General features: G+C 59.6%; 22 protein-coding genes, 3 tRNA genes and 1 pseudogene. 22 read left to right on the top strand and 4 right to left on the bottom strand.

Annotated elements, in window-relative coordinates:
• Positions 1–4: 4 nt before the first annotated feature.
• The 13 genes from glmM (at position 5) to PMI28_RS0128725 (ending at position 11944) form a co-directional block, all read left to right on the top strand.
• Positions 5–1342 (top strand): phosphoglucosamine mutase, encoded by a 1338-nt coding sequence (gene glmM / locus PMI28_RS10475; protein WP_007988682.1) that lies wholly within the window; start codon positions 5–7, stop codon positions 1340–1342.
• A gap of 66 nt (positions 1343–1408) precedes the next feature.
• A complete protein-coding gene (gene tpiA, locus PMI28_RS10480) occupies positions 1409–2164 on the top strand; it encodes a triose-phosphate isomerase (RefSeq protein WP_007988681.1) in 756 nt (251 codons plus the stop codon).
• Between the two features lie 4 nt (positions 2165–2168).
• Positions 2169–2552: a preprotein translocase subunit SecG gene (gene secG, locus PMI28_RS0128735; RefSeq protein ID WP_033063466.1), complete on the top strand. Its 384-nt coding sequence runs from the start codon at positions 2169–2171 to the stop codon at positions 2550–2552.
• Between the two features lie 22 nt (positions 2553–2574).
• Positions 2575–2660: transfer RNA gene (locus PMI28_RS10485), tRNA-Leu, on the top strand.
• A 97-nt stretch (positions 2661–2757) separates the two neighbouring features.
• A tRNA-Met gene (locus PMI28_RS10490) sits at positions 2758–2834 on the top strand.
• 138 nt (positions 2835–2972) lie between these two features.
• Positions 2973–3431, top strand: coding sequence for a ribosome maturation factor RimP (gene rimP / locus PMI28_RS10495; RefSeq protein WP_007915250.1), 459 nt, complete (start codon positions 2973–2975; stop codon positions 3429–3431).
• Positions 3432–3490: 59 nt separating this feature from the next.
• Positions 3491–4972: a transcription termination factor NusA gene (gene nusA, locus PMI28_RS10500; RefSeq protein ID WP_007988680.1), complete on the top strand. Its 1482-nt coding sequence runs from the start codon at positions 3491–3493 to the stop codon at positions 4970–4972.
• Between the two features lie 27 nt (positions 4973–4999).
• A complete protein-coding gene (infB, locus tag PMI28_RS10505) occupies positions 5000–7525 on the top strand; it encodes a translation initiation factor IF-2 (RefSeq protein ID WP_007988678.1) in 2526 nt (841 codons plus the stop codon).
• Between the two features lie 159 nt (positions 7526–7684).
• On the top strand, positions 7685–8086 hold the full coding sequence (gene rbfA / locus PMI28_RS10510; RefSeq protein WP_007973108.1) for a 30S ribosome-binding factor RbfA: 402 nt from the start codon (positions 7685–7687) through the stop codon (positions 8084–8086).
• 3 nt (positions 8087–8089) lie between these two features.
• Positions 8090–9007: a tRNA pseudouridine(55) synthase TruB gene (gene truB, locus PMI28_RS10515; RefSeq protein ID WP_007988676.1), complete on the top strand. Its 918-nt coding sequence runs from the start codon at positions 8090–8092 to the stop codon at positions 9005–9007.
• Between the two features lie 117 nt (positions 9008–9124).
• Complete coding sequence (rpsO, locus tag PMI28_RS0128730; RefSeq protein ID WP_011332409.1) at positions 9125–9394, top strand: 30S ribosomal protein S15; 270 nt, start codon at positions 9125–9127, stop codon at positions 9392–9394.
• 207 nt (positions 9395–9601) lie between these two features.
• Positions 9602–11707: a polyribonucleotide nucleotidyltransferase gene (gene pnp / locus PMI28_RS10520; RefSeq protein ID WP_007988674.1), complete on the top strand. Its 2106-nt coding sequence runs from the start codon at positions 9602–9604 to the stop codon at positions 11705–11707.
• A gap of 161 nt (positions 11708–11868) precedes the next feature.
• Positions 11869–11944, top strand: a tRNA-Thr gene (locus tag PMI28_RS0128725).
• A gap of 12 nt (positions 11945–11956) precedes the next feature.
• Here the strand turns inward: PMI28_RS0128725 and PMI28_RS10525 are convergent.
• On the bottom strand, positions 11957–12463 hold the full coding sequence (locus PMI28_RS10525; protein WP_007988672.1) for a hypothetical protein: 507 nt from the start codon (positions 12461–12463) through the stop codon (positions 11957–11959).
• Between the two features lie 300 nt (positions 12464–12763).
• Here PMI28_RS10525 and PMI28_RS10530 point away from each other — a divergent pair, with 300 nt between their 5' ends.
• A complete protein-coding gene (locus tag PMI28_RS10530) occupies positions 12764–13069 on the top strand; it encodes a DUF6388 family protein (RefSeq protein ID WP_007988670.1) in 306 nt (101 codons plus the stop codon).
• Between the two features lie 131 nt (positions 13070–13200).
• Here PMI28_RS10530 and nadC read toward each other — a convergent pair whose 3' ends face one another.
• A complete protein-coding gene (gene nadC / locus PMI28_RS10535; protein WP_007988668.1) occupies positions 13201–14049 on the bottom strand; it encodes a carboxylating nicotinate-nucleotide diphosphorylase in 849 nt (282 codons plus the stop codon).
• Between the two features lie 252 nt (positions 14050–14301).
• Between nadC and ampD the strand changes: the two genes are divergently transcribed.
• The 5 genes and pseudogenes from ampD to PMI28_RS10555 all read left to right on the top strand — a co-directional run bounded on the left by ampD (position 14302) and on the right by PMI28_RS10555 (position 18645).
• Complete coding sequence (gene ampD, locus PMI28_RS10540; protein ID WP_007988666.1) at positions 14302–14862, top strand: 1,6-anhydro-N-acetylmuramyl-L-alanine amidase AmpD; 561 nt, start codon at positions 14302–14304, stop codon at positions 14860–14862.
• Positions 14859–15695 carry a regulatory signaling modulator protein AmpE gene (gene ampE, locus PMI28_RS10545; RefSeq protein WP_007988664.1) on the top strand — a complete coding sequence of 279 codons (837 nt, stop codon included), beginning with the start codon at positions 14859–14861 and terminating at the stop codon, positions 15693–15695. The genes ampD and ampE overlap by 4 nt, the downstream gene beginning before the upstream one ends.
• Positions 15696–16012: 317 nt before the next feature.
• Positions 16013–17152: pseudogene (locus PMI28_RS31615) on the top strand (HAMP domain-containing protein); the annotation flags it as partial.
• A gap of 144 nt (positions 17153–17296) precedes the next feature.
• Positions 17297–18010 carry a methyl-accepting chemotaxis protein gene (locus PMI28_RS31610; RefSeq protein ID WP_443200731.1) on the top strand — a complete coding sequence of 238 codons (714 nt, stop codon included), beginning with the start codon at positions 17297–17299 and terminating at the stop codon, positions 18008–18010.
• A gap of 245 nt (positions 18011–18255) precedes the next feature.
• Positions 18256–18645 (top strand): hypothetical protein, encoded by a 390-nt coding sequence (locus tag PMI28_RS10555; protein ID WP_007988660.1) that lies wholly within the window; start codon positions 18256–18258, stop codon positions 18643–18645.
• Here PMI28_RS10555 and PMI28_RS10560 read toward each other — a convergent pair whose 3' ends face one another.
• Positions 18646–19422, bottom strand: a complete 777-nt coding sequence (locus PMI28_RS10560) for a TatD family hydrolase (protein ID WP_007988658.1) — start codon at positions 19420–19422, stop codon at positions 18646–18648.
• Between the two features lie 3 nt (positions 19423–19425).
• Positions 19426–20421, bottom strand: coding sequence for a catabolite repressor/activator (gene cra / locus PMI28_RS10565; RefSeq protein WP_033063467.1), 996 nt, complete (start codon positions 20419–20421; stop codon positions 19426–19428).
• A gap of 290 nt (positions 20422–20711) precedes the next feature.
• On the opposite strand from cra, the gene ptsP reads away from it, so the two are divergent.
• Genes ptsP through PMI28_RS10580 form a run of 3 tightly spaced genes read left to right on the top strand, consistent with a single transcriptional unit; the run spans position 20712 to position 26265 of the window.
• Positions 20712–23573 (top strand): phosphoenolpyruvate--protein phosphotransferase, encoded by a 2862-nt coding sequence (gene ptsP, locus PMI28_RS10570; RefSeq protein ID WP_007988654.1) that lies wholly within the window; start codon positions 20712–20714, stop codon positions 23571–23573.
• On the top strand, positions 23573–24514 hold the full coding sequence (gene pfkB / locus PMI28_RS10575) for a 1-phosphofructokinase (RefSeq protein ID WP_007988652.1): 942 nt from the start codon (positions 23573–23575) through the stop codon (positions 24512–24514). Before ptsP ends, pfkB begins: the two co-directional genes overlap by 1 nt.
• 11 nt (positions 24515–24525) lie before the next feature.
• A complete protein-coding gene (locus tag PMI28_RS10580) occupies positions 24526–26265 on the top strand; it encodes a PTS fructose-like transporter subunit IIB (protein ID WP_007988650.1) in 1740 nt (579 codons plus the stop codon).
• Positions 26266–26285: the final 20 nt, after the last annotated feature.

Here is a 26285-nt window from a genome sequence, read left to right as displayed (position 1 = left end):
ACTTATGAGCAAAAAATATTTTGGCACCGATGGTATTCGTGGGCGCGTCGGTGAATACCCGATTACTCCTGATTTCATGCTCAAGCTTGGCTGGGCTGCAGGTATGGCGTTCCGCAAGATGGGCGCCTGCAAGGTATTGGTAGGTAAGGACACCCGGATCTCCGGTTACATGTTCGAGTCGGCACTTGAAGCAGGGCTGACGTCGGCAGGTGCCGATGTGATGCTTTTGGGGCCTATGCCGACCCCGGCGATTGCTTACCTGACGCGCACCTTTCATGCCGAGGCTGGCATCGTCATCAGTGCGTCGCACAATCCGCATGATGACAATGGCATCAAGTTTTTCTCCGGCAAGGGCACCAAGCTTCCGGATGAAGTCGAACTGATGATCGAAGAATTGCTCGATACGCCAATGACCGTGGTGGAGTCGAGCAAGATTGGCAAGGTGTCGCGAATCAACGATGCGTCGGGGCGCTATATCGAATTCTGCAAGAGTAGCGTGCCGACCGGCACTAGCTTCTCGGGTCTGAAAATCGTGATCGACTGCGCGCACGGTGCGACTTACAAAGTGGCGCCGAGCGTGTTCCGCGAGTTGGGTGCTGAAGTCGTCGTACTGTCGGCGCAGCCGAATGGTTTGAATATCAACGACAATTGCGGTTCGACCCATATGGGACAGCTGCAGGCTGCCGTCGTGGCTGAGCACGCCGATCTGGGTATCGCCTTCGATGGTGACGGCGACCGCGTTCAGATGGTCGATCACACAGGTGCGGTGGTGGATGGCGACGAATTGCTGTTCATCATTGCTCGTGATCTGCATGCTCGCAACCAGCTGCAGGGCGGCGTGGTCGGAACCCTGATGAGTAACCTGGGGCTGGAGCTGGCCCTGGCTGATCTGGGTATTCCACTTGTGCGTGCCAATGTCGGTGACCGCTATGTCATTGCCGAGCTGCTGGAGCGCAACTGGATCGTGGGTGGCGAAAACTCCGGGCACATCGTGTGTTTCAGTCACACCACCACGGGTGATGCAATCATTGCGGCGCTGCAGGTGTTGATGGCGCTGCGCGCGCGTGACGAAGGTCTGGCGCAATCCCGGCAGGCGCTGCGCAAGTGCCCTCAGGTGCTGATCAATGTGCGTTTCGGCGGTGGTGCAAATCCCCTCGAGCATCCATCGGTCAAGGAAGCCAGCGAGCGTGTTACCCAGGCGATGGCTGGGCGTGGGCGGGTACTGTTGCGCAAGTCCGGGACAGAACCGCTGGTGCGCGTCATGGTCGAAGGCGAAGACGAAACCCTGGTTCGCGGCTATGCCGAAGAGCTGGCAAAACTGGTTACTGAAGTTTCTGCCTGAATTCGGCTTGCCAGCCTTGATTGTGTTGGGTAACATCTGCGCCCACTTTGACCGACGAGGTACAGCATGCGTCGCCCTATGGTAGCTGGTAACTGGAAGATGCACGGTACCCGCGCCAGCGTCGCTGAGCTGATCAACGGCCTTCGTGACTTGGCCTTGCCGAGCGATGTTGATGTAGCGGTATTCCCGCCTTTTCTGCATATCAATCAAGTGATTGATGGCTTGAAAGGAAAGTCGATTTCGGTCGGCGCGCAGAATTCTGCGGTGGAGTCCGGGCAAGGTGCGTTGACCGGTGAAGTTGCACCGAGTCAGTTGGTGGATGCAGGTTGTTCCCTGGTGCTTGTCGGGCACTCCGAACGCCGCCAGATTATGGGCGAGCAGGACGGAATGCTGATCCGCAAGTTCGCAGCGGCACAGGCATGTGGCTTGATTCCGGTGTTGTGCATAGGGGAAACCCTTGAGCAGCGTGAAGCCGGAAAGACTCTTGAGGTTGTCTCGCGTCAGTTGGGCAGTATCATTGAGGAGCTGGGTGTCGGTGCCTTTGCCAAGGCAGTGATCGCTTATGAGCCGGTCTGGGCCATTGGCACCGGACTGACTGCAACGCCACAACAGGCGCAGGATGTGCATGCAGCCATTCGCGCCCAGTTGGCGGCAGAGAATTCTGAGGTCGCGCAAGGTGTGCGGCTTCTATACGGCGGCAGCGTGAAGGCGGCCAATGCGGTCGAACTGTTCGGCATGCCGGATATCGATGGGGGCCTCATTGGTGGGGCTTCCCTGAATGCAGATGAGTTCGGTGCGATTTGTCGCGCCGCGGGAAACTGAAAAAATGCTGGAAACAGTCGTAGTCGTTTTTCATCTGCTGGGTGCATTGGGCGTAGTAGCTCTGGTTTTGCTGCAGCAGGGTAAAGGTGCGGACGCTGGCGCGTCTTTCGGAGCAGGTGCTTCAAATACTGTGTTCGGAAGCCAAGGTTCCTCTACCTTTCTTAGTAAGTTTACTGCTATACTTGCCGCAGGTTTTTTCATGACCAGCTTGGGGTTAGGTTACTTTGCTAAAGAGAAGGCTCACCAGCTGACTCAAGTAGGTCTCCCAAATCCAGCGGTACTGGAAGTTCCAAAGCAACAACCGGCTTCTGATGATGTCCCGGTGCTTCAAGAGCAAAAGTCGGCTACTCCAGCGACTGACGTACCTCCAGCTCAAGAGCAGAAGTAAGAAGGGTTTCAAACGTAGTATTGCCGAGGTGGTGGAATTGGTAGACACGCAACCTTGAGGTGGTTGTGCCCATAGGGTGTAGGGGTTCGAGTCCCCTTCTCGGTACCAATTAGTCAGGAGAGCCCGCTGTTGCGGGCTTTCTTGCAGGTGGAAGGTTACATTGACCCTGTAGGGGATCGGTCGTATACTTCCGCCCCAGCTTTGTCGCGGGGTGGAGCAGTCTGGTAGCTCGTCGGGCTCATAACCCGAAGGTCGTCGGTTCAAATCCGGCCCCCGCAACCAGTTTAAGGAGCCCCTTTTAAGGGGCTTTTTGTTAGCTGGACACTTTCAACGCCGCTGTTCGACGGCGTTTCAAGGATGGGCGTTTAGCCCATTTTTTTATTTTGCATAGCATGCACATACATGCACTAGGGGGTTCAGGTGTCGAGCAAGCTAGAAGAGTTGCAGGCCTTGCTGGCCCCGGTGGTCGTGGCCCTAGGCTATGAATGCTGGGGTATTGAGTTTTCGGCCCAGGGTCGCCACTCAATGTTGCGCGTTTATATCGATAAAGAAGGCGGCGTGCTGGTGGACGATTGCGCCATCGTCAGCCGTCAGATCAGCGGTGTGCTGGATGTTGAAGATCCAATCTCCGTTGAATACACCCTTGAAGTTTCCTCGCCTGGCATGGAACGCCCTCTGTTCACTCTTGAGCAGTTTGCAAAATTTGCCGGTGAACAAGTGAAGATCAAGCTGCGCTCGCCTTTTGAAGGCCGACGCAACTTTCAGGGCCTTCTGCGCGGCGTAGAAGAGCAGGATGTCGTGGTGCAAGTAGATGACCATGAGTTCCTGTTGCCGATCGATATGATCGACAAGGCCAACATTATTCCCAGTTTTGACTGAGGCGTGCCAGATACTGCGGATCCCGCGGATCCAATGGCTTGCGAAAGGCGAGGCGTACGATGAGCAAAGAAGTACTGCTGGTTGTTGAGTCGGTATCCAATGAAAAGGGCGTACCGGCAAACGTGATTTTTGAAGCGCTGGAGCTGGCTCTGGCCACTGCTACCAAAAAGCGTTTTGAAGACGAAGTTGATCTGCGTGTGGAAATCAATCGCCACACCGGCGCTTACGAGACTTTCCGTCGCTGGACGGTTGTCGAGGAAGCTGACCTGGACGATCCGGCCATCGAAACCTGGCCGAGCAAGGTTGCCGAAACGCATCCTGGCGCCAAGGTCGGTGACGTTGTCGAAGAGAAAATCGAATCCATCGAGTTCGGCCGCATTGCTGCACAGACTGCCAAGCAAGTCATCGTGCAGAAAGTTCGCGAAGCCGAGCGCGCACAGGTTGTTGACGCTTACCGCGAGCGCCTGGGTGAAATCATCTCCGGCACCGTGAAGAAAGTGACCCGCGACAACGTGATCGTTGATCTGGGCAACAACGCTGAAGCGTTGCTGGCCCGTGAAGACATCATTTCTCGCGAAACTTTCCGGGTTGGCGTGCGCCTGCGTGCGCTGCTCAAGGAAATCCGCACCGAGAACCGCGGCCCGCAGTTGATCCTGTCGCGTACCGCGCCGGAAATGCTGATCGAGTTGTTCCGCATCGAAGTGCCGGAAATTGCCGAAGGCCTGATCGAAGTGATGGCTGCGTCCCGTGATCCGGGTTCGCGCGCCAAGATCGCCGTTCGCTCCAAGGACAAACGCATCGACCCGCAAGGCGCTTGCATCGGTATGCGCGGTTCGCGCGTCCAGGCAGTGTCGGGTGAGTTGGGCGGTGAGCGTGTTGACATCGTTCTGTGGGACGACAACCCGGCTCAGTTCGTGATCAACGCCATGTCCCCGGCCGAGGTTGCGGCAATTATCGTTGACGAAGATGCCCACGCAATGGACATCGCCGTTGGCGCAGACAATCTGGCTCAGGCCATCGGTCGCGGTGGTCAGAACGTGCGTCTGGCCAGCCAGTTGACTGGCTGGACCCTGAACGTGATGACCGAATCGGACATCCAGGCTAAGCAGCAAGCAGAAACCGGCGACATCCTGCGCAACTTCATCGACGAGCTGGAAGTCGACGAAGAGCTGGCTCAGGTGCTGGTAGATGAAGGTTTCACCAGCCTGGAAGAGATTGCCTACGTACCGTTGGAAGAAATGCTCAACATCGACGGCTTTGACGAGGAAATCGTCAACGAGCTTCGCGCTCGTGCCAAGGATCGCTTGTTGACCAAAGCCATCGCTACTGAGGAAAAGCTGGCAGACGCCCATCCGGCCGAAGACCTGCTCTCGCTTGAGGGTATGGACAAGGATTTGGCGATGGAACTGGCGGTGCGCGGCGTAATTACCCGCGAAGACCTGGCCGAGCAGTCTATTGACGACCTGCTCGACATCGACGGCATTGACGATGATCGTGCCGGCAAGTTGATCATGGCCGCCCGAGCCCACTGGTTCGAGTAATTAGGCGCGGCCTGAGGAGAGAAGTGCATGACGCAAGTCACGGTGAAACAACTGGCCGATGAGGTCAAAACACCGGTAGAGCGCCTGTTGCAGCAGATGCGTGAGGCAGGTCTGCCGCACACCGCCGCCGAAGAAAGTGTGACTGACAGTGAGAAGCAATCGTTGCTGACTCACTTGAAAAGCAGCCACAAGGCGAAAGTGGAAGAACCACGCAAGATTACGCTGCAGCGTAAAACCACCAGCACCCTGCGTGTTGCTGGCAGCAAAAGCATCAGCGTTGAAGTACGCAAGAAGAAAGTCTTCGTACAGCGCAGCCCGGAAGAAATCGAAGCCGAGCGCAAGCGTGAACTGGATGAACGTCGCGCAGTAGAAAATGCTGCACGTCAGAAGGCTGAAGAAGAAGCCAAGCGTCGCGCCGAAGAAGAAGCGCGTCGCCAGCCTGCTGCTGCGCCGACCGCTCCTGCCGAACCTGTTGCAGCGCCTGTTGCTGTGGCCGAGCCTGTGCGCGAAAGCGCTCCGGTTGTGGCAGCAGCCCCGGCTCCTGCGGCCGACACTCGCAAGCGCGACGAACAGCGTCGTCCGGACAAACCACGTGCCGATGACAACAGTCGTCGCGGTGGCGGCGATGGCGAGCGCAAAAACGCTCCACATCGTGCTTCGGTCAAGGAAAAGGCGCCTGCCCCACGCGTTGCTCCACGTACTACCGACGAAGAAAGCGATGGCTTCCGTCGTGGTGGTCGCGGCAAGGCCAAGCTGAAGAAGCGCAACGCTCACGGTTTCCAGAGCCCAACCGGCCCTGTCGTGCGCGAAGTGAAGATCGGCGAAACCATCACTGTTGGCGATCTCGCTCAACAGATGTCGGTGAAGGCTGCTGAAATCATCAAGTTCATGTTCAAACTGGGTACTCCAGCGACCATCAACCAGGTACTCGATCAGGAAACTGCTCAACTGGTTGCCGAAGAGCTGGGCCACAAAGTGACCCTGGTCAGCGACACCGCCCTGGAAGATTCCCTGGCCGAGTCCCTGAAGTTTGAAGGCGAGGCAGTTGCCCGTGCGCCGGTCGTGACCGTAATGGGCCACGTTGACCACGGTAAGACTTCCCTGCTCGACTACATCCGTCGTGCCAAGGTTGCAGCAGGCGAAGCCGGCGGCATCACCCAGCACATCGGTGCATACCACGTTGAAACCGACCGTGGCATGGTGACGTTCCTCGACACCCCGGGTCACGCCGCGTTTACCGCGATGCGTGCCCGTGGTGCGAAGGCAACCGACATCGTGATCCTCGTGGTCGCAGCGGACGACGGCGTGATGCCGCAGACCATCGAAGCTGTTCAGCACGCTCAGGCTGCTGGCGTTCCGCTGGTTGTCGCGGTGAACAAGATCGACAAGCCGGGCGCCGATCTCGATCGCATCCGTAGCGAACTGTCGGTTCACGGTGTGACGTCGGAAGAGTGGGGTGGTGACACGCCATTCGTACCGGTCTCGGCGAAGATGGGTACCGGTGTCGACGAACTGCTCGAAGCCGTACTGCTGCAAGCCGAAGTTCTGGAACTGACTGCAACGCCATCGGCTCCTGGCCGTGGTGTCGTGGTTGAATCCCGTCTGGACAAGGGCCGTGGCCCGGTAGCTACCGTTCTGGTTCAGGACGGTACGCTGCGCCAGGGCGATATGGTCCTGGTCGGTTCGAACTATGGCCGCGTGCGTGCCATGCTCGACGAGAACGGCAAGCCAATCAAGGAAGCCGGTCCGGCCATCCCTGTCGAGATCCTCGGCCTGGACGGTACCCCGGACGCTGGCGACGAGATGAGCGTGGTTGCCGACGAGAAGAAAGCCCGTGAAGTGGCTCTGTTCCGTCAAGGCAAGTTCCGCGAAGTCAAACTGGCTCGCGCTCACGCCGGCAAGCTGGAAAACATCTTCGAAAGCATGGGCCAGGAAGAGAAGAAGACGCTCAACATCGTCCTCAAATCCGACGTCCGTGGTTCGCTGGAAGCGTTGAACGGTGCCTTGAACGGCCTGGGTAACGACGAAGTGCAAGTGCGTGTGGTCGGTGGCGGCGTCGGTGGTATCACCGAATCCGATGCCAACCTGGCACTGGCCTCCAACGCTGTACTGTTCGGCTTCAACGTGCGTGCCGATGCCGGCGCGCGCAAGATCGTCGAGCAGGAAGGTCTGGATATGCGTTACTACAACGTGATCTACGACATCATCGAAGACGTCAAGAAAGCCCTGACCGGTATGCTCGGCAGCGATGTTCGCGAGAACATCCTGGGTATCGCCGAAGTGCGTGACGTATTCCGTTCGCCGAAGTTTGGCGCGATCGCCGGTTGCATGGTTATCGAAGGTGTTGTGCACCGTAACCGTCCAATCCGTGTGCTGCGTGAAGACATCGTTATCTTCGAAGGCGAGCTGGAATCCCTGCGTCGCTTCAAGGATGACGCTTCCGAAGTGCGTGCCGGCATGGAATGCGGTATCGGCGTGAAGAGCTACAACGACGTCAAGGTCGGTGACAAGATCGAAGTCTTCGAGAAGGTGCAGGTTGCTCGCAGCCTCTAACTCGCGCACTTCAAGAGCCGTGACGGGTCGCCGCATGCAAATGCGCAATTCGTCACCAGGACTCTAAACGCAACGCCCGGTCTGGCTTTTGTCAGGCCGGGCGTTTGCCGCTTTCAGACCTTGCGGGTTTCACCGTGGGGCAGTTACAGGTAACAAGACATGGCAAAAGAATATAGCCGTACCCAACGTATCGGCGATCAGATGCAGCGTGAGCTGGCACAACTGATCCGTCGTGAAGTCAAAGACCCGCGCGTCGGCCTGGTCACCATTACCGCAGTGGAAGTCAGCCGTGACGTCGGTCACGCCAAGATCTTCATCACCGTGATGGGCCAGGACAGCGCCGAAGAAATCGCACAAAGCATCAAGGTGCTCAACTCTGCCGCGGGTTTCCTGCGCATGCAGCTGGCCCGTGAGATGAAGCTGCGCAGCGTTCCACAGTTGCACTTCCACTACGACGAAAGCGTCGTGCGTGGTGCGCACCTGTCGGCATTGATCGAGCGCGCAGTGGCTGAAGACAATCAGCATCCGGTTGCGGCAGAAGCCGAAGACACCAAGGAGTAATCGGTGGCTCAGGTCAAACGTATCCGTCGTAACGTCAGCGGCATCATCCTGCTCGACAAGCCGCTGGGGTTCACCTCCAACGCGGCCTTGCAGAAGGTGCGCTGGTTGCTCAATGCCGAAAAGGCAGGTCATACCGGCAGTCTCGATCCCCTGGCCTCCGGCGTATTGCCGCTGTGCTTCGGTGAGGCCACCAAGTTCTCGCAATACCTGCTCGATTCCGACAAGGGTTATGAAACCCTGGCGCAATTGGGCAAAACCACCACCACGGCGGATGCCGAGGGTGAAGTTTTGCGGGAGCGCCCGGTGACCGTTGGTCGCACCGATATCGAGGCTGTACTGCCGAAATTTCGTGGGCAAATCAGTCAGATACCGCCGATGTACTCGGCACTCAAGCGTGATGGTCAGCCGCTGTACAAGCTGGCTCGTGCTGGCGAAGTAGTGGAGCGCGAACCGCGTTCTGTTACTATTACGCGCTTGGAATTACTGGCCTTCGAAGGTGATACTGCGCGGCTGGCGGTGGATTGCAGTAAAGGCACCTATATCCGTACCCTGGTGGAGGATATCGGTGAGCAACTCGGTTGTGGCGCTTACGTTGCAGAACTGCGACGTACCCAGGCCGGGCCATTCACCCTGGCGCAGACGGTTACCCTGGAAGAGCTGGAAGCGGTACATGCCGAAGGCGGCAACGAGGCGGTCGATCGCTTCCTGATGCCATCGGACAGCGGCCTGCTGGATTGGCCACTGTTGCAGTTCTCGGAAGCGAGTGCGTTCTACTGGCTCAACGGCCAGCCGGTACGTGCCCCGGATGCTCCGAAGTTCGGCATGGTGCGGGTACAGGATCACAATGGTCGCTTCATCGGTATCGGTGAAGTGAGCGAAGACGGGCGCATCGCGCCGCGTCGACTGATTCGGTCAGAATGACCGGACGAGGGTGGCTGTTAACAGGCACGGTCACTACTCATTTTTAGATACAGGGATTTGTCCCTGGCCTGTTGAAACTGTTTTTCTGAAACAGTTTCCTGATAAAAGGATTGCCTCATGGCTCTCGACGTTCAAGAAAAAGCTCAAATCGTAGCTGACTACCAGCAAGCTGTTGGTGACACTGGTTCGCCAGAAGTGCAAGTTGCACTGCTGACCGCCAACATCAACAAACTGCAAGGTCACTTCAAGGCCAACGGTAAAGACCACCACTCCCGTCGTGGTCTGATCCGCATGGTTAACCAGCGTCGTAAGCTGCTGGACTACCTGAAAGGCAAGGACGTGAGCCGTTACAGCGCTCTGATCGCTCGCCTGGGTCTGCGTCGCTAATAGCGATTGCGCTAGAGGTTGGTTGTCTGTCGTGCGTCAGCGGGTTTCCCGCCAGCGCATGGCAGGCTTCCAGCCTCAAGTTTTATCTGGATGTCTGCTTTACCTGTGTGAGTGCACCCCGGACAACCGGTCGGGCCGATTCCCGGCGTTGCCCAAGAATTTCGCAAGAAACCAGTTCCCCAAGAGCCACAAAGAAGGTAGGACACCGTGAACCCGGTAATCAAAAAATTCCAGTTCGGTCAGTCGACCGTTACCCTCGAGACTGGCCGTATCGCCCGTCAGGCCTCCGGCGCAGTATTGGTCACCGTTGACGACGACGTCAGCGTATTGGTGACCGTAGTCGGTGCCAAGCAAGCCGATCCAGGCAAGGGCTTCTTCCCTCTGTCTGTTCACTACCAGGAAAAGACTTACGCTGCCGGTAAGATCCCTGGCGGTTTCTTCAAGCGCGAAGGCCGTCCTTCCGAGAAAGAAACCCTGACTTCCCGACTGATCGACCGTCCGATCCGTCCGCTGTTCCCAGAAGGCTTCATGAACGAAGTGCAGGTTGTCTGCACCGTTGTTTCCACCAGCAAGAAGACCGATCCGGACATCGCTGCGATGATCGGTACCTCGGCTGCCCTGGCCATCTCCGGCATTCCTTTCGATGGTCCGATCGGCGCTGCCCGCGTTGCGTTCCACGAAAGCACCGGCTACCTGCTGAACCCGACTTACGAGCAACAGGCTGCTTCGAGCCTGGACATGGTCGTTGCCGGTACTTCGGACGCTGTTCTGATGGTTGAATCGGAAGCCAAAGAGCTGACCGAAGATCAGATGCTGGGCGCGGTACTGTTTGCTCACGACGAGTTCCAGGTTGTGATCAACGCTGTCAAAGAACTGGCTGCCGAAGCTGCCAAGCCAACCTGGACCTGGGCTCCACAGCCTGAAGCCACTGAACTGCTGGGCGCTATCCGTGCCGAGTTCGGCGAAGCGATCTCCCAGGCTTACACCATCACCGTCAAGGCCGACCGTTACGCTCGCCTGGGTGAGTTGAAGGACCAGGTCGTTGCCAAGCTGTCCGGTGAAGAAGGCCAGCCTTCCGCTTCCGACGTCAAAGCGGCTTTCGGCGAAATCGAATACCGCACCGTTCGCGAAAACATCGTAAACGGCAAGCCACGTATCGACGGTCGCGACACTCGCACCGTGCGTCCGCTGAACATCGAAGTCGGTGTTCTGCCTAAGACCCACGGTTCGGCACTGTTCACCCGTGGCGAAACCCAGGCCCTGGTAGTCGCGACTCTGGGCACCGCCCGTGACGCGCAGTTGCTGGACACCCTGGAAGGCGAGAAAAAAGACCCGTTCATGCTGCACTACAACTTCCCTCCGTTCTCGGTGGGCGAGTGTGGTCGCATGGGTGGCGCTGGTCGTCGCGAAATCGGTCACGGCCGTCTGGCCCGTCGTTCGGTTTCGGCCATGCTGCCTGCCGCTGACGTGTTCCCGTACACCATCCGCGTGGTTTCGGAAATCACCGAATCCAACGGTTCGAGCTCGATGGCTTCCGTTTGCGGCGCTTCCCTGGCCCTGATGGACGCTGGCGTTCCAATGAAGGCTCCGGTTGCCGGTATCGCCATGGGTCTGGTTAAAGAAGGCGAGAAGTTCGCCGTCCTGACCGACATCCTGGGTGACGAAGACCACCTGGGCGACATGGACTTCAAGGTAGCCGGTACCGCCAAAGGCGTCACCGCGCTGCAGATGGACATCAAGATCAAAGGCATCACCGAAGAAATCATGGAGATCGCTCTGGGCCAAGCCCTGGAAGCGCGCCTGAACATCCTCGGCCAGATGAACCAGATCATCGGCCAGTCGCGTACCGAACTGTCGGCCAACGCTCCGACCATGATCGCGATGAAGATCGACACCGACAAGATCCGTGACGTTATCGGTAAAGGTGGTGCGACCATCCGTGCGATCTGCGAAGAAACCAAGGCTTCGATCGATATCGAAGACGACGGTTCGATCAAGATCTTCGGCGAAACCAAGGAAGCGGCAGAAGCTGCCCGTCAGCGCGTTCTGGGTATCACCGCTGAAGCCGAGATCGGCAAGATCTACGTCGGCAAGGTTGAGCGCATCGTCGACTTCGGCGCATTCGTCAACATCCTGCCGGGCAAGGATGGTTTGGTTCACATCTCGATGCTGAGCGACGCTCGCGTAGAGAAAGTGACCGACATTCTGAAAGAAGGCCAGGAAGTGGAAGTACTGGTACTGGACGTGGACAACCGCGGCCGTATCAAGCTGTCCATCAAAGACGTGGCAGCAGCCAAGGCTTCGGGCGTTTAATTACCCCCGCGCTAACCGCTGAATAACAAAACGCCCCGACTGGTTCGGGGCGTTTTGCTGTGTGCAGGAAAAAACTGAGCGTGAAATTTGTTGTGGCGAGGGAGCAAGTTCCCTCGCCACAAGTTGCCGGAGTCGAAACTCAGTGCTAGGTTTAGCCCACCGCCCGTGTAGCTCAGCCGGTAGAGCAGCGCACTCGTAACGCGAAGGTCGCAGGTTCGATTCCTGTCTCGGGCACCATATCCCCCTCGGTTATTTCACCTTTCTGCTCAGGTCCTCGACGGTACGCTTGAGGTTCTCGAGTTCGCGGTCCTGATCGCTGACTTCCCGTTTCAGGCTGGAAATCTCGCTGCTGTTTGAACTGGAACTGGAGCCGCTATTGCGTTTGAGTTCTTCAACCTGCTTGCCGAGGTTGTTGATGTCGCGCTCCTGCTCGGCCACTGTGCGCTTGAGTTCGTCGATTTCCTTGCTGCTGGAGCTTGAGCTGGAACCGCTGCTGCGCTTGAACTCTTCGATCTGTCGCGTCTGATTGTCGATCGTGTCCTGCATTTTTTTCAGATCGTCGAGGCTGTAATCGCTTCTGACGAGTACGTCTTTACCGTATTCATTGTGAATGACCGTGAGTCTGTCGCCGGAAGACGTGTAACCGCTACTCAATTCGACACTGGCCAGTGCGGTTCCCGGCAGCGCCAGGGCTCCCAGCAAGGTTGTCATCACCGTCGCGGACAGAACAGACGAAAACTTCAAAAAGCTGCGCATCACCGAGATTCCTTGTGACGTACCGATATGGCACATCGCTATGACTTCGGCGTTCAATTTATGTTCCCAAGGCCCGTTGGTTCTCGCGTACGCCGCTTTTTGTGGGAATGATGTAAAGAGCCATGTAAATCCCCAGCCAAACGTCCTATATTCGGAGCCTGCCTGAGCACCGCCCAGCAGTTTTCAGATGATCCAGAATGGTTCTGAAGGCCAGATGAACCGGGTTTAAGCCGGTTTTTGTGTCAGAGAGATCCTTGAAGATCCAGATCCATCTTCCATTCCCAGATCAGCGAGAACGCCATGACCGTTAAAGAGATGACCCAGCAAGTCCGACACGAAGAGGCGCTGAAGAAGTATTTGCTCGATTCGCCCCAGCTGGCTGAAGAGATCAAGGACTTGTCCGCCGATGATCAGAAAGACCAGATTCAATGGGCGTTCGAGGACGAGGCGGAGGCCCAGGGCTTGCAGCCGTGGGAACTGACGCTCAAGTACACCTCAACGCCGCAAGAGTACGAAGCAGAACGACTGAAGCTGCATAAAGAAGCGGCCGAAGTCTTGGGCGTCGAGTGGGAAGAGTACTGCGAGATGAACAATTTGGTGGTCTGACACTCATGTAGGAGCGAGCTTGCTCGCGATGGTCGTTAACGATAACGCGTGTTTACTGGTTAAACATGGCGCTCTCAGGTACATCGCGAGCAAGCTCGCTCCTACAGTTTTGGCAACTCACATCCGTGTGATCAGAGACTCAGGCGCATCGATAGATCGACCGCCTTCACATCCTTGGTCATCGCACCGATCGAAATGTAATCCACCCCGGTCTGTGCAATCGGCAGCAACGTGCTTTCGTTGATCCCGCCGCTGGCCTCCAGTTTGGCCTTGCCAGCGTTCAGGCGCACGGCTTCGCGCATGTCGTCCAGGCTCAGTTCGTCGAGCATGATGATATCGGCACCGGCCGCCAGCGCTTCTTTCAGTTCCTCCAGGTTTTCCACTTCAATCTCGACCGGTTTGCCCGGGGCGATCTTGTGCGCGGCAGTAATGGCCTGCGCGATGCCACCGCTGGCGGCAATGTGGTTTTCCTTGATCAGGAAGGCGTCATACAGGCCGATGCGGTGGTTGTGGCAACCGCCGCAGGTCACAGCGTACTTCTGCGCCAGGCGCAGCCCCGGCAGCGTTTTACGGGTGTCGAGCAGCTTGACCTGAGTCTCGGCGACGAAGTCCGCCAGGTATTGCGCGCGGGTCGCCACGCCGGAGAGCAATTGCAGGAAGTTCAGGGCACTGCGTTCGCCGGTCAGCAGTGAGCGCGCCGGGCCTTCGAGGTGGAACAGCACCTGATTGGGCGTCACCCGTTCGCCGTCGGCAACCTGCCAGTGCACCGCCACCCGTGGGTCCAGTTGCCGAAACACGGTATCCACCCAGGTGGTGCCGCTGATGACGGCGGCATCGCGGGTAATGATGGTGGCTTTGGCCAGGCGTTCGGCCGGGATCAACTGCGCGGTGATGTCGCCGCTGCCAATGTCTTCACGCAACGCACGGCGCACGTTGGCTTCGATTTCGGCGGTCAGATCGGCGAGACGTAGATTCGGCATAACGGACTCCACAAACAAAGTGGCTCGATTATAGGGCCATGTCAGCGACCAACCCAAGGCATCAGCGCGTTACGTTGGCGCTGGTGCCTGCATTTGGTCGAGTCCCTGACGTTGTCGGCGTTGGCCGTCGATTCCGGACAAGCGCCTGTTTGAGATCGGCAACCTCAAGCGCCTTAAACGCGGCAAGTGATCGCGCCCCGATGGATTATCGCGGCATACTGTGCCAACACAGTCGACGTTGAAGGAGTCGGTATGCAGTTGGACCCCGCGAGCGGTTGGTGTCAGGGTGTGCGTTTATGCCCTTCGCCCAACTTCAATGCGCGCCCCGAGGGCGAGATTTCCCTGCTGGTGATCCACAATATCAGTCTGCCGCCCGCGCAATTTCAGACCGGCAAGGTGCAGGAATTTTTCCAGAATCGTCTGGATGTCACGGAACATCCCTACTTTGCAGGGATCGCCGACCTGCGAGTGTCTGCGCACTTTCTGATTGAGCGTGACGGCACCGTCACTCAGTTTGTCTCTTGTCTTGAGCGCGCCTGGCACGCCGGCGTCTCGTGTTTCCAGGGGCGGGAAACCTGTAACGATTTTTCCGTGGGCATCGAGCTCGAAGGCACGGATGATCTGCCGTTCACCGATGCGCAGTACTGCGCGTTGACAGCCTTGACCCGCCAGCTGCAGCAGGCGTTCACTGCGATCACCACAGAGCGCATCTGCGGGCACAGCGACATTGCACCCGGGCGCAAAACCGATCCGGGGCCGGCGTTCGACTGGGCACGCTATCGTGCAGCTCTGGCACAAGAGGAAGGGCAATGAGTTTTCTGGTGTTGCTATTGGCGGTGTGGATCGAAAAGTTCTCGGCCCTGCGCCATCGGGTTCAGCGGGACGGCGGCTGGATACACAAGCTGCACAAGCTTGAAGCCAGCCCGCGACTTTCGGGCCGGCCATGGCTGGTGTTGTCGGTAATGGCCTTGTTGCCGGTGGCGTTGTTGGGTGTGCTGCTGGTAGTCATCGAACCGGTGGCCTACGGGTTGCTGGCGCTGCCGGTCCATTTGCTGGTGGTGATTTACAGCCTCGGACGCGGTGATCTGTTGGGAGATCTCGGGCCGTTCCGCGATGCCTGGCGCCGTGAGGACCTGCAAGCTGCGGCCCTTGTCGCCAAGCGCGATCTGGACATTTGCGCCGACAGTGGCGAGCAACTGCTGGAACAGGTCGAAGGGCATTTGCTGTGGGAGGCCTACCAGAGTTTTTTCGCGGTTATTTTCTGGTACTTCCTGCTGGGTCCGGTCGCAGCGTTGAGCTATCGGCTGCTGGCGCTGGCCGAAGAACACGGGAAAAACCCTGCGGTGGTCGAGCGCGCCGGGCAATTGCGTCACGCCTTCGACTGGGTGCCAGTGCGCCTGCTGGCGGCGAGCCTTGCGTTGGTTGGCAATTTTGTCGCGGTCAGCCGGGTCATGTTGCATGAACTGCTGAACTGGAACATCAGCGCCGCGCAACTGATCGTGAAAGTCGGGCTGGTGGCCGGTGAAATTCCGGCGCCGGTGGCGGGCGCAGAAGGTATCAACAATCTTGACCGCATCTGGGAACTGCTGCTGCGAGCCGCGGTGCTCTGGTATGCCGGGTTTGCGTTGTGGACGGTTCTGCCTTAGGCCTGTAGGGAGCCAATGTGGCGAGGGAGCTTGCTCCCGCTGGGCGACGCAGTCGCCCCATTCAAACGGCCACAGCACCAATACGACTGCTGCGCAGCCGAGCGGGAGCAAGCTCCCTCGCCACAGGGCGATCACTTGTCCGAAGTGCTTCGCCCTGTCGTTAACCTTAAGTTACAAAACCTCCTGCCGATTTAAGTTATACAGAGATAGCGCCGAATAGTGGCTATCTGCTGTCGGTCTGCGCCTGCCAATAAAAAAAATAAGAAATCGAAGGGAGACATCCAGTGAAGAGCTTGCTCTATCCCGCTGTCGCGCTGATGAACCGCCTGAGCTTCGGCATGAAGTTCAGTCTGATCAGCGTACTGTTCCTGGTGCCGATGCTGGTGACCAACTTCTATCTGGTGCGCGACTCCTATCGTGAATTCCACGGCACGCGTGTCGAACTGCAGAGCCTCGATCTGTTGGGCAGCAGCCTGGCGTTACGGCGCGATCTGGAAACCCTGAACAACCTGGTGCAGATCAATGTCAGCCTCGGCCAGTCCGGCAAGGCCGGCAATGTCGAATCGAAAATCAGCACACTTGAGCAAAACATTCTGACTCGCCTGCAAGGGCTGACGGCAATGACCAGCGACCCGGAGCAGGTCGCAGTGTTTGATGGCAAACGCGATGAAATGATCGCCGCGTTCAAGGCCCAGCAAACGGAAAACTCCCTGCAAAGCAAAAGTGCACTGATTGGCAAGCTGGTGGGCAGCGCGCAGATTTTCAGCCAGCTCATCACCAGCCAGGCCGGCCTCAGTCGCGACAATCAGAGCGACATGCGCCAGTTGAGCGAGCTCGTCACCCTCGTCACGCCGCGTGTCACCCAGATCCTGGGCGAAGGCCGGGCAATGGGCTCTTTTTCGTTGGGGCAGGGTTTCATCAACTCGGCTTCGAGTACCCGTTTCGATGAGTTGTTGGCGCAGATTGAAAAGCTCCAGGCCGAATATGGCCTGAAGTTGCAGGATGCCTTGGGCTCCAGCAAAGCCGCACGCGACACCTTGGCCGCTCAGGCCGATAGCAGCCGGGCATCCTTGAAGAAAGCCAGCGAGTTGTTCGAAGAGCAAGTGGTCATGGCCGACACCCTCGATGCGCCGTGGCAGGGCTTTTACGATCAGGTCAGTGCCCTGATGGACCAGACTTACCAACTCAACGAGGCGGTCCTGAAGTATCTCGGCCCGCAATTGCAGCAGCGGCTTGAGCAGAATCGCACGCACATGGTCTTGCAGGCCGTGGCGTTGTCAGTCGTATTTGTGTTGATCTTTTATCTCTACGGCGCTTTCTATGCTTCGACCCGCACCACGCTCAAGCGCCTGGGGGCGGTGATGGACAAGGTGGCGGCAGGCGACATGACCGTGACCTTCAGCGCCCACAGCCGCGATGAACTGGGTGAGCTGGGCGAGGTGTTCAACGGTACGGTGAAAAAAATCCATGACCTGATCGAGCGGGTGGGGCAGACCGTCAGCGAAGTCGAGCGTCAGGCCGGGCAGGTGGAGAACGTTTCCGCGCAAAGCAATCAGGCCGTCGCCGGGCAGCGCACGCAGATCGAACAAGTGGCCACGGCCATGAACCAGATGTCGGCTACTTCCCAGGAAGTCGCGCGCAGTGCCGCGGCGGCGGTGAGCAGTGCCCACAGTGTCAACGATGAGACCATCAGTGGTCGCGGTCTGGTGGAGTCTCAGCAGGGCAGCATTGCCGCGCTGGCCAGCGAGATCGATCAATCGGTGCTGGTGATCAATCAACTGGCCAGCGACAGCCAGTCCATCAGCCGTGTTCTGGAAGTGATCAAGAGTATCGCCGAGCAGACCAACCTGCTGGCACTCAATGCCGCTATCGAAGCAGCACGGGCCGGTGAACAGGGGCGTGGTTTCGCCGTGGTAGCCGATGAAGTCCGGACCCTGGCCAAGCGTACCCAGCAATCGACCGAAGAAATCGAACAGATGATCGCCAAGCTCCATGGCGGTGTCGGCGCGGCGGTCAAGGCCATGGGCACCAGCCATGAAATGGCCAACGGCACGGTGGGGCAGTCGGAGAAGGTCCAGCGGGCGCTGGAAAACATTTTGGGGGCGGTTGGCATGATCGTCGACCAGAACCAGCAGATTGCCGCCGCGGTGGAGCAACAAACCGCTGTGGCCCACGACATCGACCAGAACATCGTCGAGATCAATCGCGCCGGCGAGCGTACTGCTGAAGGTGCGCATCAGACTGAAGATGCCAGTCGGGCGTTGTCGGCTCAGGTCATGGAGTTGAAACAGTTGATCAGTGCATTCCGGGTTTGAATGTCTCCTCGGGACCCAGTGGGAGCGGGCTTGCCCGCGAAGACGGCGGCACATCCAACATTAATGTGACTGAACGATCGCTTTCGCGGGCAAGCCCGCTCCGACAGGTTGTGGTGTACTGTCGGAAAGTTTCGTAATACTTTATCCCTTTCCGCGTGGGAGCTCTCCTGATTCCCACCGTGCGCTGGATTTTGGATTTCAATCAAGGAAGAGTGACGCGGCTTATTTCATGGAGGAACTTGGTTATGTCTGTTGCAACATCAGGAGTCCAGGGACGCTGTGCGCATTGTCGGCGCACATTGCTGCTTCAACCCTGGCAACTCAACGCAATCGCGATAAATGAAGCGTTTGCCTGTGCCCACTGCCAGAAACACCTCAGGTTACGTTGTCCGGAACAGTTCAAACGCTTCAAGTCTCTCGACTCTTTTTCGCTGTTGCGCGCCAGCCTGCGGTTGATGGTCTGCACCGCGTTGCTGGTGGCGTTGGTGATGGAGTGGCTGGGAATGCTCAGCGTCATCGAGCAACTGAATGTTTCGCTGATCGCGATATTCGTGTACTTCGCGGTGGTCCGTTACTTCCGCCGACGCCAGCACCTGACGCTGATCCTGGAAGCCGCCAGGGTTCACGCCGACTGATTACCAGCCGAACACTGCGCAGCTGTTGGCGGTGCTGGCAGCCGCCAGTTGTTCCGGGCTGATCGCCATCCGTTGCGCCAGTGCCTCGCAGATCGCCGGCAAGTGTGCCGGGCTGTTGCGCTGGCCTGGAAACATGGCCGGGGCCATGTCCGGTGAGTCGGTTTCCAGCACCACCGAATCCAGCGGCAGTTCGCCGAGCACGCGGTGCATACGCAGCGCCTGCGGCCAGGTCGGGGCGCCGCCAAGGCCGAGCTTGAAGCCGAGCTTGATGTATTCCCGTGCCTCTTCCTTGCTACCGGCGAAGGCGTGGATGATGCCGGCCCGCTTCAGGCGAAACCGTTTGAGCGTGGCAATCACCGCCGCATGGCTACGTCGCACATGGATCAATGCCGGAAGTTCGAAATCCGCCGCCAGTTGCAATTGCGCATCGAACAATACCTGCTGACGGTCGCGGTCCAGAGTCTCGATGAAGTAATCCAGGCCGATCTCGCCTACTGCGCACAGTTGCCGATGACCGGCCAGACGTGTCAGCCAGTCACCGAGTTCGTTCAGGTGTTGCGGGCGATGATCGTCCAGGTACACCGGATGCAAACCGAACGCGGCGTGCAGGTCGGGGTCACTCTGCACCAGCTCCCAGACCCGCTGCCAATTGGCCTGATAAACCCCCAGCACCACGATCCGTCGCACCCCGAGGGCACGGCTGTCGGCCAGCAACGCCTGGCGGTCGGCGTCGAAGTCCGGAAAATCAAGATGGGTGTGGGTGTCGATCAGCTCCACGGCTCAGTCCTGAAGAATACGCTGCTTGAACGTCCGTGCGATGGCTTGCACGCCGGGCTGGTAATCCGACTGCTCGATGGCCGCCAGGGCCAGTGCGAGGGCCTTGTCGGCGATCAACTGGTGTTGCTGGGCCATGGCATTGACCGGCAGCGGCAGGAAGTCCAGCAACTGGGTATCGCCGAACGTGCCGAGGCGCAACGGGCGGTTTTTCAGCGGGAAGTCGTGCAGCGCATCGAACACGCCCTGAAGCAGCACATAGGATGTGGTCACCAGGGCATCGGGCAAATGGCCCAGGCGCAGCAGCAACTCTTCCATCAATTGTTTGCCGCACTCGCGGCTGAAGGACTCACCTTCTTCGATCAGCACCTCACCGTTGAATTCGGCGAGGGCCTCTTTGAAGCCTGCGGTACGTTCCCGGCTGATGCTCAGCTCCGGGCGGGCGCCGATCAGCGCGATCTGCCTGGGCAGCGGCTCCAGCAGGCTGCGGGTCAGTTGCAGGCTGGCCTCGCGGTCGTCGCTGATCACCGAGCAGAAGTGCTCGGGTTCCATGACCCGGTCGATGGCGATGATCGGAATGCCCTTGGCCTGCAATTGGCGATAGCTGTCGTCGCCAGCCGGCAGGCAACTGGCAACGATCAGCGCGTCGCAGCGCCGGGCGCGGAACAGTTGCAGCAATTGCCGTTCGCTGTCCGGTGCATCGTCGGAACTGGCGATCAGCAACTGATAACCCCGGGCCCGTGCGCCTTGCTCCAGCAACTTGGCGATGCGTGCGTAACTGGGGTTTTCCAGATCCGGCAGTATGAACCCCAACGTGCGCGTGTGTCGGCTGCGCAAACCGGCGGCTTGTGGGTTAGGCGTGAAGCCATGTTGTTCGACGACCGCACGCACGCGTTCGACGGTGGCGCTGCTGATGCGCTGCTGTTCGGCCTTGCCATTGATGACATAGCTGGCGGTGGTGACGGACACACCGGCCAACTGGGCGATATCACTGAGTTTCAACCCGCTGTTTCCTTGTTTTTTCGAGGTTGCCTCGACATTTTCGTCAATCCTAACCGATTCAGGCAGGCGACCATTGTCGTAACGCATCCGACAAGTTGGGCTTCAAGGATGGGACATTATCGAGTAACGTGCCATTCATTCTAGATTAAACGTTTCAGCAAGCGTATTTTCTACGTTAAAGGCGCCTTTGGCCGGTACTGCCGTGAAACCGCCAAAAGCGATGGCCAGGCGCCTGAGCTGATTCATTCAAAACAATACCTGGTGCCCCAAGGCGCCAAAAAGGAGAAAGCATGCTCGAGCTCACTGTAGAGCAGATTTCCATGGGCCAGTCGGCTGTGGATAAGTCCGCAGCGCTGCAATTGCTGGCCCGCCATCTAGTCGTCGACGGCCTGGTTGCCGAGGGCTATCTCGCCGGTTTGCAGGCACGGGAAGCCCAGGGCTCGACCTTTCTCGGTCAAGGTATTGCCATCCCCCACGGTACGCCTGAAACCCGCGACCAGGTGTTCACCACCGGTGTGCGCCTGATGCAGTTCCCCGACGGCGTGGACTGGGGCGACGGTCATATCGTTTACCTGGCGATCGGTATCGCCGCCAAATCCGATGAACATCTGCGTCTGTTGCAATTGCTGACCCGCGCCCTCGGCGAGACGGACCTGGGCCAGGCCCTGCGCCGCGCCGGGTCCGCCGAAGCCTTGCTGAAGTTGCTGCAAGGCGCGCCGCAGGAACTGGCGCTGGATGCGCAGATGATCGGCCTCGGTGTGGCGGCCGAAGATTTCGAGGAGCTGGTCTGGCGCGGTGCGCGTTTGTTGCGTCAGGCCGACTGCGTGAGCAACGGTTTCTCCGCCGTGCTGCAGCAGGTTGAAGCACTGCCTCTGGGCGATGGCCTGTGGTGGCTACACAGCGAGCAGACGGTGAAACGTCCGGGCCTGGCGTTTGTCACCCCGGACAAACCGCTGCGTTACCTCGGCCAACCCCTTAATGGACTGTTCTGCCTGGCCAGCCTCGGTGAGGCCCATCAAGCCCTGCTCGAACGCCTGTGCGCGCTGTTGATCGAAGGGCGTGGCCATGAATTGGGGCACGCCACCAGCAGCCGCAAAGTCCTCGAGGTGCTCGGTGGTGAAGTGCCCGCCGACTGGCCCAGCGCGCGAATTGCGTTGGCCAACGCCCACGGCTTGCATGCGCGCCCGGCGAAAATCCTCGCGCAACTGGCAAAGAGTTTCGAAGGTGAAATCCGCGTGCGCATTGTCGATGGTCACGACAGCGCGGTGTCGGTAAAGAGCTTGAGCAAGTTGCTCAGCCTTGGCGCCCGTCGGGGACAGGTACTGGAAATCATCGCCGAGCCAGGCATTGCGCGTGATGCGTTGCCGGCCTTGCTGGCCGCCATCGAAGAAGGCCTCGGTGAAGAAGTCGAGCCGCTGCCGCCGGTCAGCCAGGCACGCGAAATCGTTGCCGATGTGGCTGAAGTGGTCCTCGCCCCGAAATCGGGCAGCATGGTTCAGGCGATTGCCGCCGCGCCGGGGATCGCGATCGGGCCGGCGCATATTCAAGTGCTGCAAGCCATCGATTACCCGTTGCGCGGCGAGTCCGCCGCCATCGAGCGTGAACGTCTCCAGCTCGCCCTGGCGCAGGTGCGTCGCGACATCCAGGGCTTGATCGAGCGCAGCAAAAGCAAAGCCATTCGCGAAATCTTCATCACCCACCAAGAGATGCTCGACGACCCGGAACTGACCGATGAGGTCAACACGCGCCTCAAGCAGGGCGAAAGCGCCGAGGCGGCGTGGATGGTTGTGATTGAAGCGGCGGCCCGGCAGCAGGAAGCGTTGCAGGATGCCTTGCTCGCCGAGCGTGCTGCCGATTTGCGCGACATCGGGCGTCGGGTGCTGATGCAGCTCTGTGGCATCGAAACCCCGAGCGAACCGGATCAACCGTACATTCTGGTGATGGACGAGGTCGGTCCGTCCGACGTCGCGCGTCTCGATCCGGCACGTGTGGCGGGGATTCTCACCGCCCGGGGTGGCGCTACGGCGCACAGTGCGATTGTTGCCCGGGCGCTGGGTATTCCGGCCTTAGTCGGCGCCGGCCCCGGCGTGTTGTTGCTGGCACCGGGTACGCCTTTGCTGCTCGATGGTCAGCGTGGTCGTCTGCATGTGGACGCTGACGCGGCGACCTTGCAGCGCGCCACGGCCGAACGCGATACCCGCGAGCAACGCTTGAAGGCAGCAGCTGAGCGGCGTCATCAACCGGCATTGACCAGCGATGGCCACGCCGTCGAAGTGTTCGCCAACATTGGTGAAAGCGCCGGTGTGGCTGGCGCGGTGGAGCAGGGCGCCGAAGGCATCGGCCTGTTGCGCACCGAACTGATTTTCATGGCCCACCCGCAAGCGCCCGACGAGGCGACCCAGGAAGCCGAGTACCGCCGTGTCCTCGACGGTCTGGCCGGGCGGCCGCTGGTGGTGCGCACCCTCGATGTCGGTGGCGACAAACCATTGCCGTACTGGCCGATTGCGCAGGAAGAAAACCCGTTCCTCGGCGTGCGCGGCATTCGCCTGACCTTGCAGCGCCCGCAGATCATGGAAGCGCAACTGCGCGCCTTGCTGCGGGCCGCCGACAACCGTCCGCTGCGGATCATGTTCCCGATGGTCGGCAGCGTTGATGAATGGCGTCAGGCCCGTGACATGACCGAACGTCTGCGCCTGGAAATCCCGGTTGCCGACCTGCAATTGGGGATCATGATCGAAGTGCCGTCGGCGGCATTGCTGGCGCCGGTGCTCGCCAGGGAGGTCGACTTTTTCAGCGTCGGTACCAATGACCTGACGCAATACACCCTGGCCATCGACCGTGGCCATCCGACGCTGTCGGCCCAGGCCGATGGCTTGCATCCGGCGGTGCTGCAACTGATCGACATCACCGTGCGCGCGGCCCATGCTCATGGCAAATGGGTCGGTGTGTGCGGTGAACTGGCGGCCGACCCGCTGGCGGTGCCGGTGCTGGTCGGCCTCGGGGTGGATGAACTCAGCGTCGGGGCTCGCAGCATTGCCGAGGTCAAGGCGCGGATTCGCGAACTGGGCTTCACTCAGACTCAAACCCTTGCCCGACAGGCCCTGGCCGTGGGCAGCGCCAATGAAGTGCGCGCACTAGTGGAGGCCCTGTAATGGCCCGGATTCTCACTCTGACCCTCAACCCCGCGCTGGACCTGACCGTCCAGTTGCCGCGCCTGGAAGCTGGCCAGGTCAACCGCAGCGACGTGATGCACACCCACGCCGCCGGCAAAGGCGTGAACGTGGCGCAAGTGCTGGCGGACCTCGGGCATCAGTTGACCGTCAGTGGATTTCTTGGCGAAGACAACCTGCAAGCGTTCGAAACGCTGTTCGCCAAACGCGGTTTTGTCGACGCTTTCATCCGCGTTCCCGGGGAAACCCGCAGCAACATCAAACTGGCGGAAAGCGACGGCCGCATTACCGACATCAACGGGCCGGGGCCGCAGGTCAGCGAAGCGGCGCAGCAGGCCTTGCTGGATCGACTGGAGCAGATTGCCCCGGGGCACGATGCGGTGGTGGTCGCCGGAAGCTTGCCATTGGGCGTCAGCGCGCAGTGGTTGCAGGCGTTGATTTTGCGCTTGAAGCAACTGGGTCTGAACGTCGCCCTCGACACCAGCGGCGATGCGTTGCGTGCAGCGCTCAAAGCGGGACCATGGCTGATCAAACCCAACACTGAAGAGCTGGCCGAGGTGCTGGATTGCGAGGTCGTGTCGGTCAGCGCCCAAGCCGAGGCGGCGGAGCGTTTGCACGCTCAGGGTATCGAGCATGTGGTGATCTCCCACGGTGCCGAGGGGGTGAACTGGTTCAGCGTCGGCTCGGCGCTGCATGCCACGCCACCCAGGGTCAGCGTCGCCAGCACGGTGGGCGCGGGTGATTCGTTGCTGGCGGGGATGCTCCACGGTTTGCTCAGCGCCGATACGCCGGAGCAGACCTTGCGCACCGCCACGGCGATTGCCGCGATGGCGGTGACCCAGATCGGATTCGGCATTGGCGATGCGGCGCAACTGGCGCAGCTCGAACAGGGTGTGCGCGTGCGTCCCCTGACAGAACAATAAGAGGGTTTGTCATGAAGTTAGCCATCATTACGGCCTGCCCGAACGGCATGGTCACCAGTGTGCTGTGTGCCCGGCTGCTCGATGCCGCGGCCCAGCGTCAGGGCTGGAGCACCAGTGTCGAAGTCACCGATGCCGCGCATCCCGAAAAGCAATTGTCGGCGGCCACCCTCGAAGCGGCCGAGTGGGTGCTGCTGGTGACCAGCGCGCCGGTGGACATGTCACGGTTTGTCGGTAAGCGGGTGTTCCAGAGTACCCCGGCCCAGGCCCTGCAAGACGTGGACGCCGTGCTGCGGCGCGGTGCGCAGGACGCTCAGGTGTACGCCGCCGTCGAAGCCGTCGTCGAACCGGTAGCGGTCGCCAAAAACACGCCGCGACTGGTGGCCGTCACCGCATGCCCGACGGGCGTAGCCCACACGTTCATGGCCGCCGAGGCCTTGCAGCAAGCGGCCAAGTGCCTGGGCTATGACTTGCAAGTGGAAACCCAGGGCTCGGTCGGCGCGCGCAATCCATTGAGCGCGCAAGCGATCGCCGAGGCTGATGTGGTGCTGCTGGCGGCCGATATCGAAGTCGCCACCGAGCGTTTCGCCGGCAAGAAAATCTATCGCTGTGGCACCGGCATTGCCCTCAAGCAAGCTGAAGCGACCTTGAACAAAGCCTTGGTCGAAGGCCAGCAGGAAAGCGCTTCGAGCAGCGCCAAGGGCCCAGCCAAATCAGAGAAAACCGGCGCCTATAAACACCTGCTGACCGGTGTGTCATTCATGTTGCCGATGGTGGTGGCCGGCGGCTTGATGATCGCCCTGTCGTTCGTATTTGGCATCACCGCATTCAAGGAGCAGGGCACGTTGGCGGCGGCGTTGATGCAGATCGGTGGCGACACCGCGTTCAAGCTGATGGTGCCGCTGCTGGCAGGCTATATCGCCTATTCCATCGCTGACCGTCCGGGCCTCGCGCCGGGGATGATCGGTGGTCTGCTGGCGAGCACCCTGGGCGCCGGTTTCATCGGCGGGATCATTGCCGGTTTTCTGGCCGGTTATGCGGCCAAGGCGATCAACCGTTATGCGCGTTTGCCGCAAAGTCTTGAGGCGCTGAAGCCGATCCTGATCATCCCGCTGCTGGCGAGTCTGTTCACCGGTCTGGTGATGATCTATGTGGTCGGCAAACCGGTCGCCGGCATGCTCGCCGGTCTCACGCATTTCCTCGACAGCATGGGCACCACCAACGCGATTCTGCTGGGTGTGTTGCTGGGAGGCATGATGTGCGTCGACCTCGGCGGACCGATCAACAAAGCCGCCTATGCGTTCTCGGTCGGGTTGCTGGCGTCGCAGAGTTACGCGCCGATGGCGGCGACCATGGCTGCCGGCATGGTGCCGCCGATTGGCTTGGGCATTGCCACGTTCATTGCCCGACGCAAGTTCGCCCAGACCGAACGCGAAGCCGGTAAAGCAGCGCTGGTGCTGGGGTTGTGTTTCATTTCCGAAGGGGCGATTCCGTTTGCGGCGAAAGATCCGTTGCGGGTGATTCCGGCGAGCATCGCTGGCGGCGCGCTGACTGGTGCGTTGTCGATGTATTTCGGCTGCAAATTGATGGCGCCCCACGGTGGGTTGTTCGTGCTGGCGATCCCGAATGCGATCAACCATGCGCTGTTGTATCTGCTGGCGATTGTCGCGGGAAGTCTGTTGACGGCGGTGGCGTATGCGTTGGTCAAGCGGCCGGAGACGTTGGAGTTGGCGGTAGAACCCGTCACCGCCTGACACCTGCCCCTGTGGGAGCG

It is taken from the genome of Pseudomonas sp. GM48 (genome assembly GCF_000282335.1).
Classification (GTDB): Bacteria; Pseudomonadota; Gammaproteobacteria; order Pseudomonadales; family Pseudomonadaceae; genus Aquipseudomonas.
Note: the sequence above shows the minus strand (reverse complement) of the source record. Positions and strands in the feature narration are given on the sequence as shown.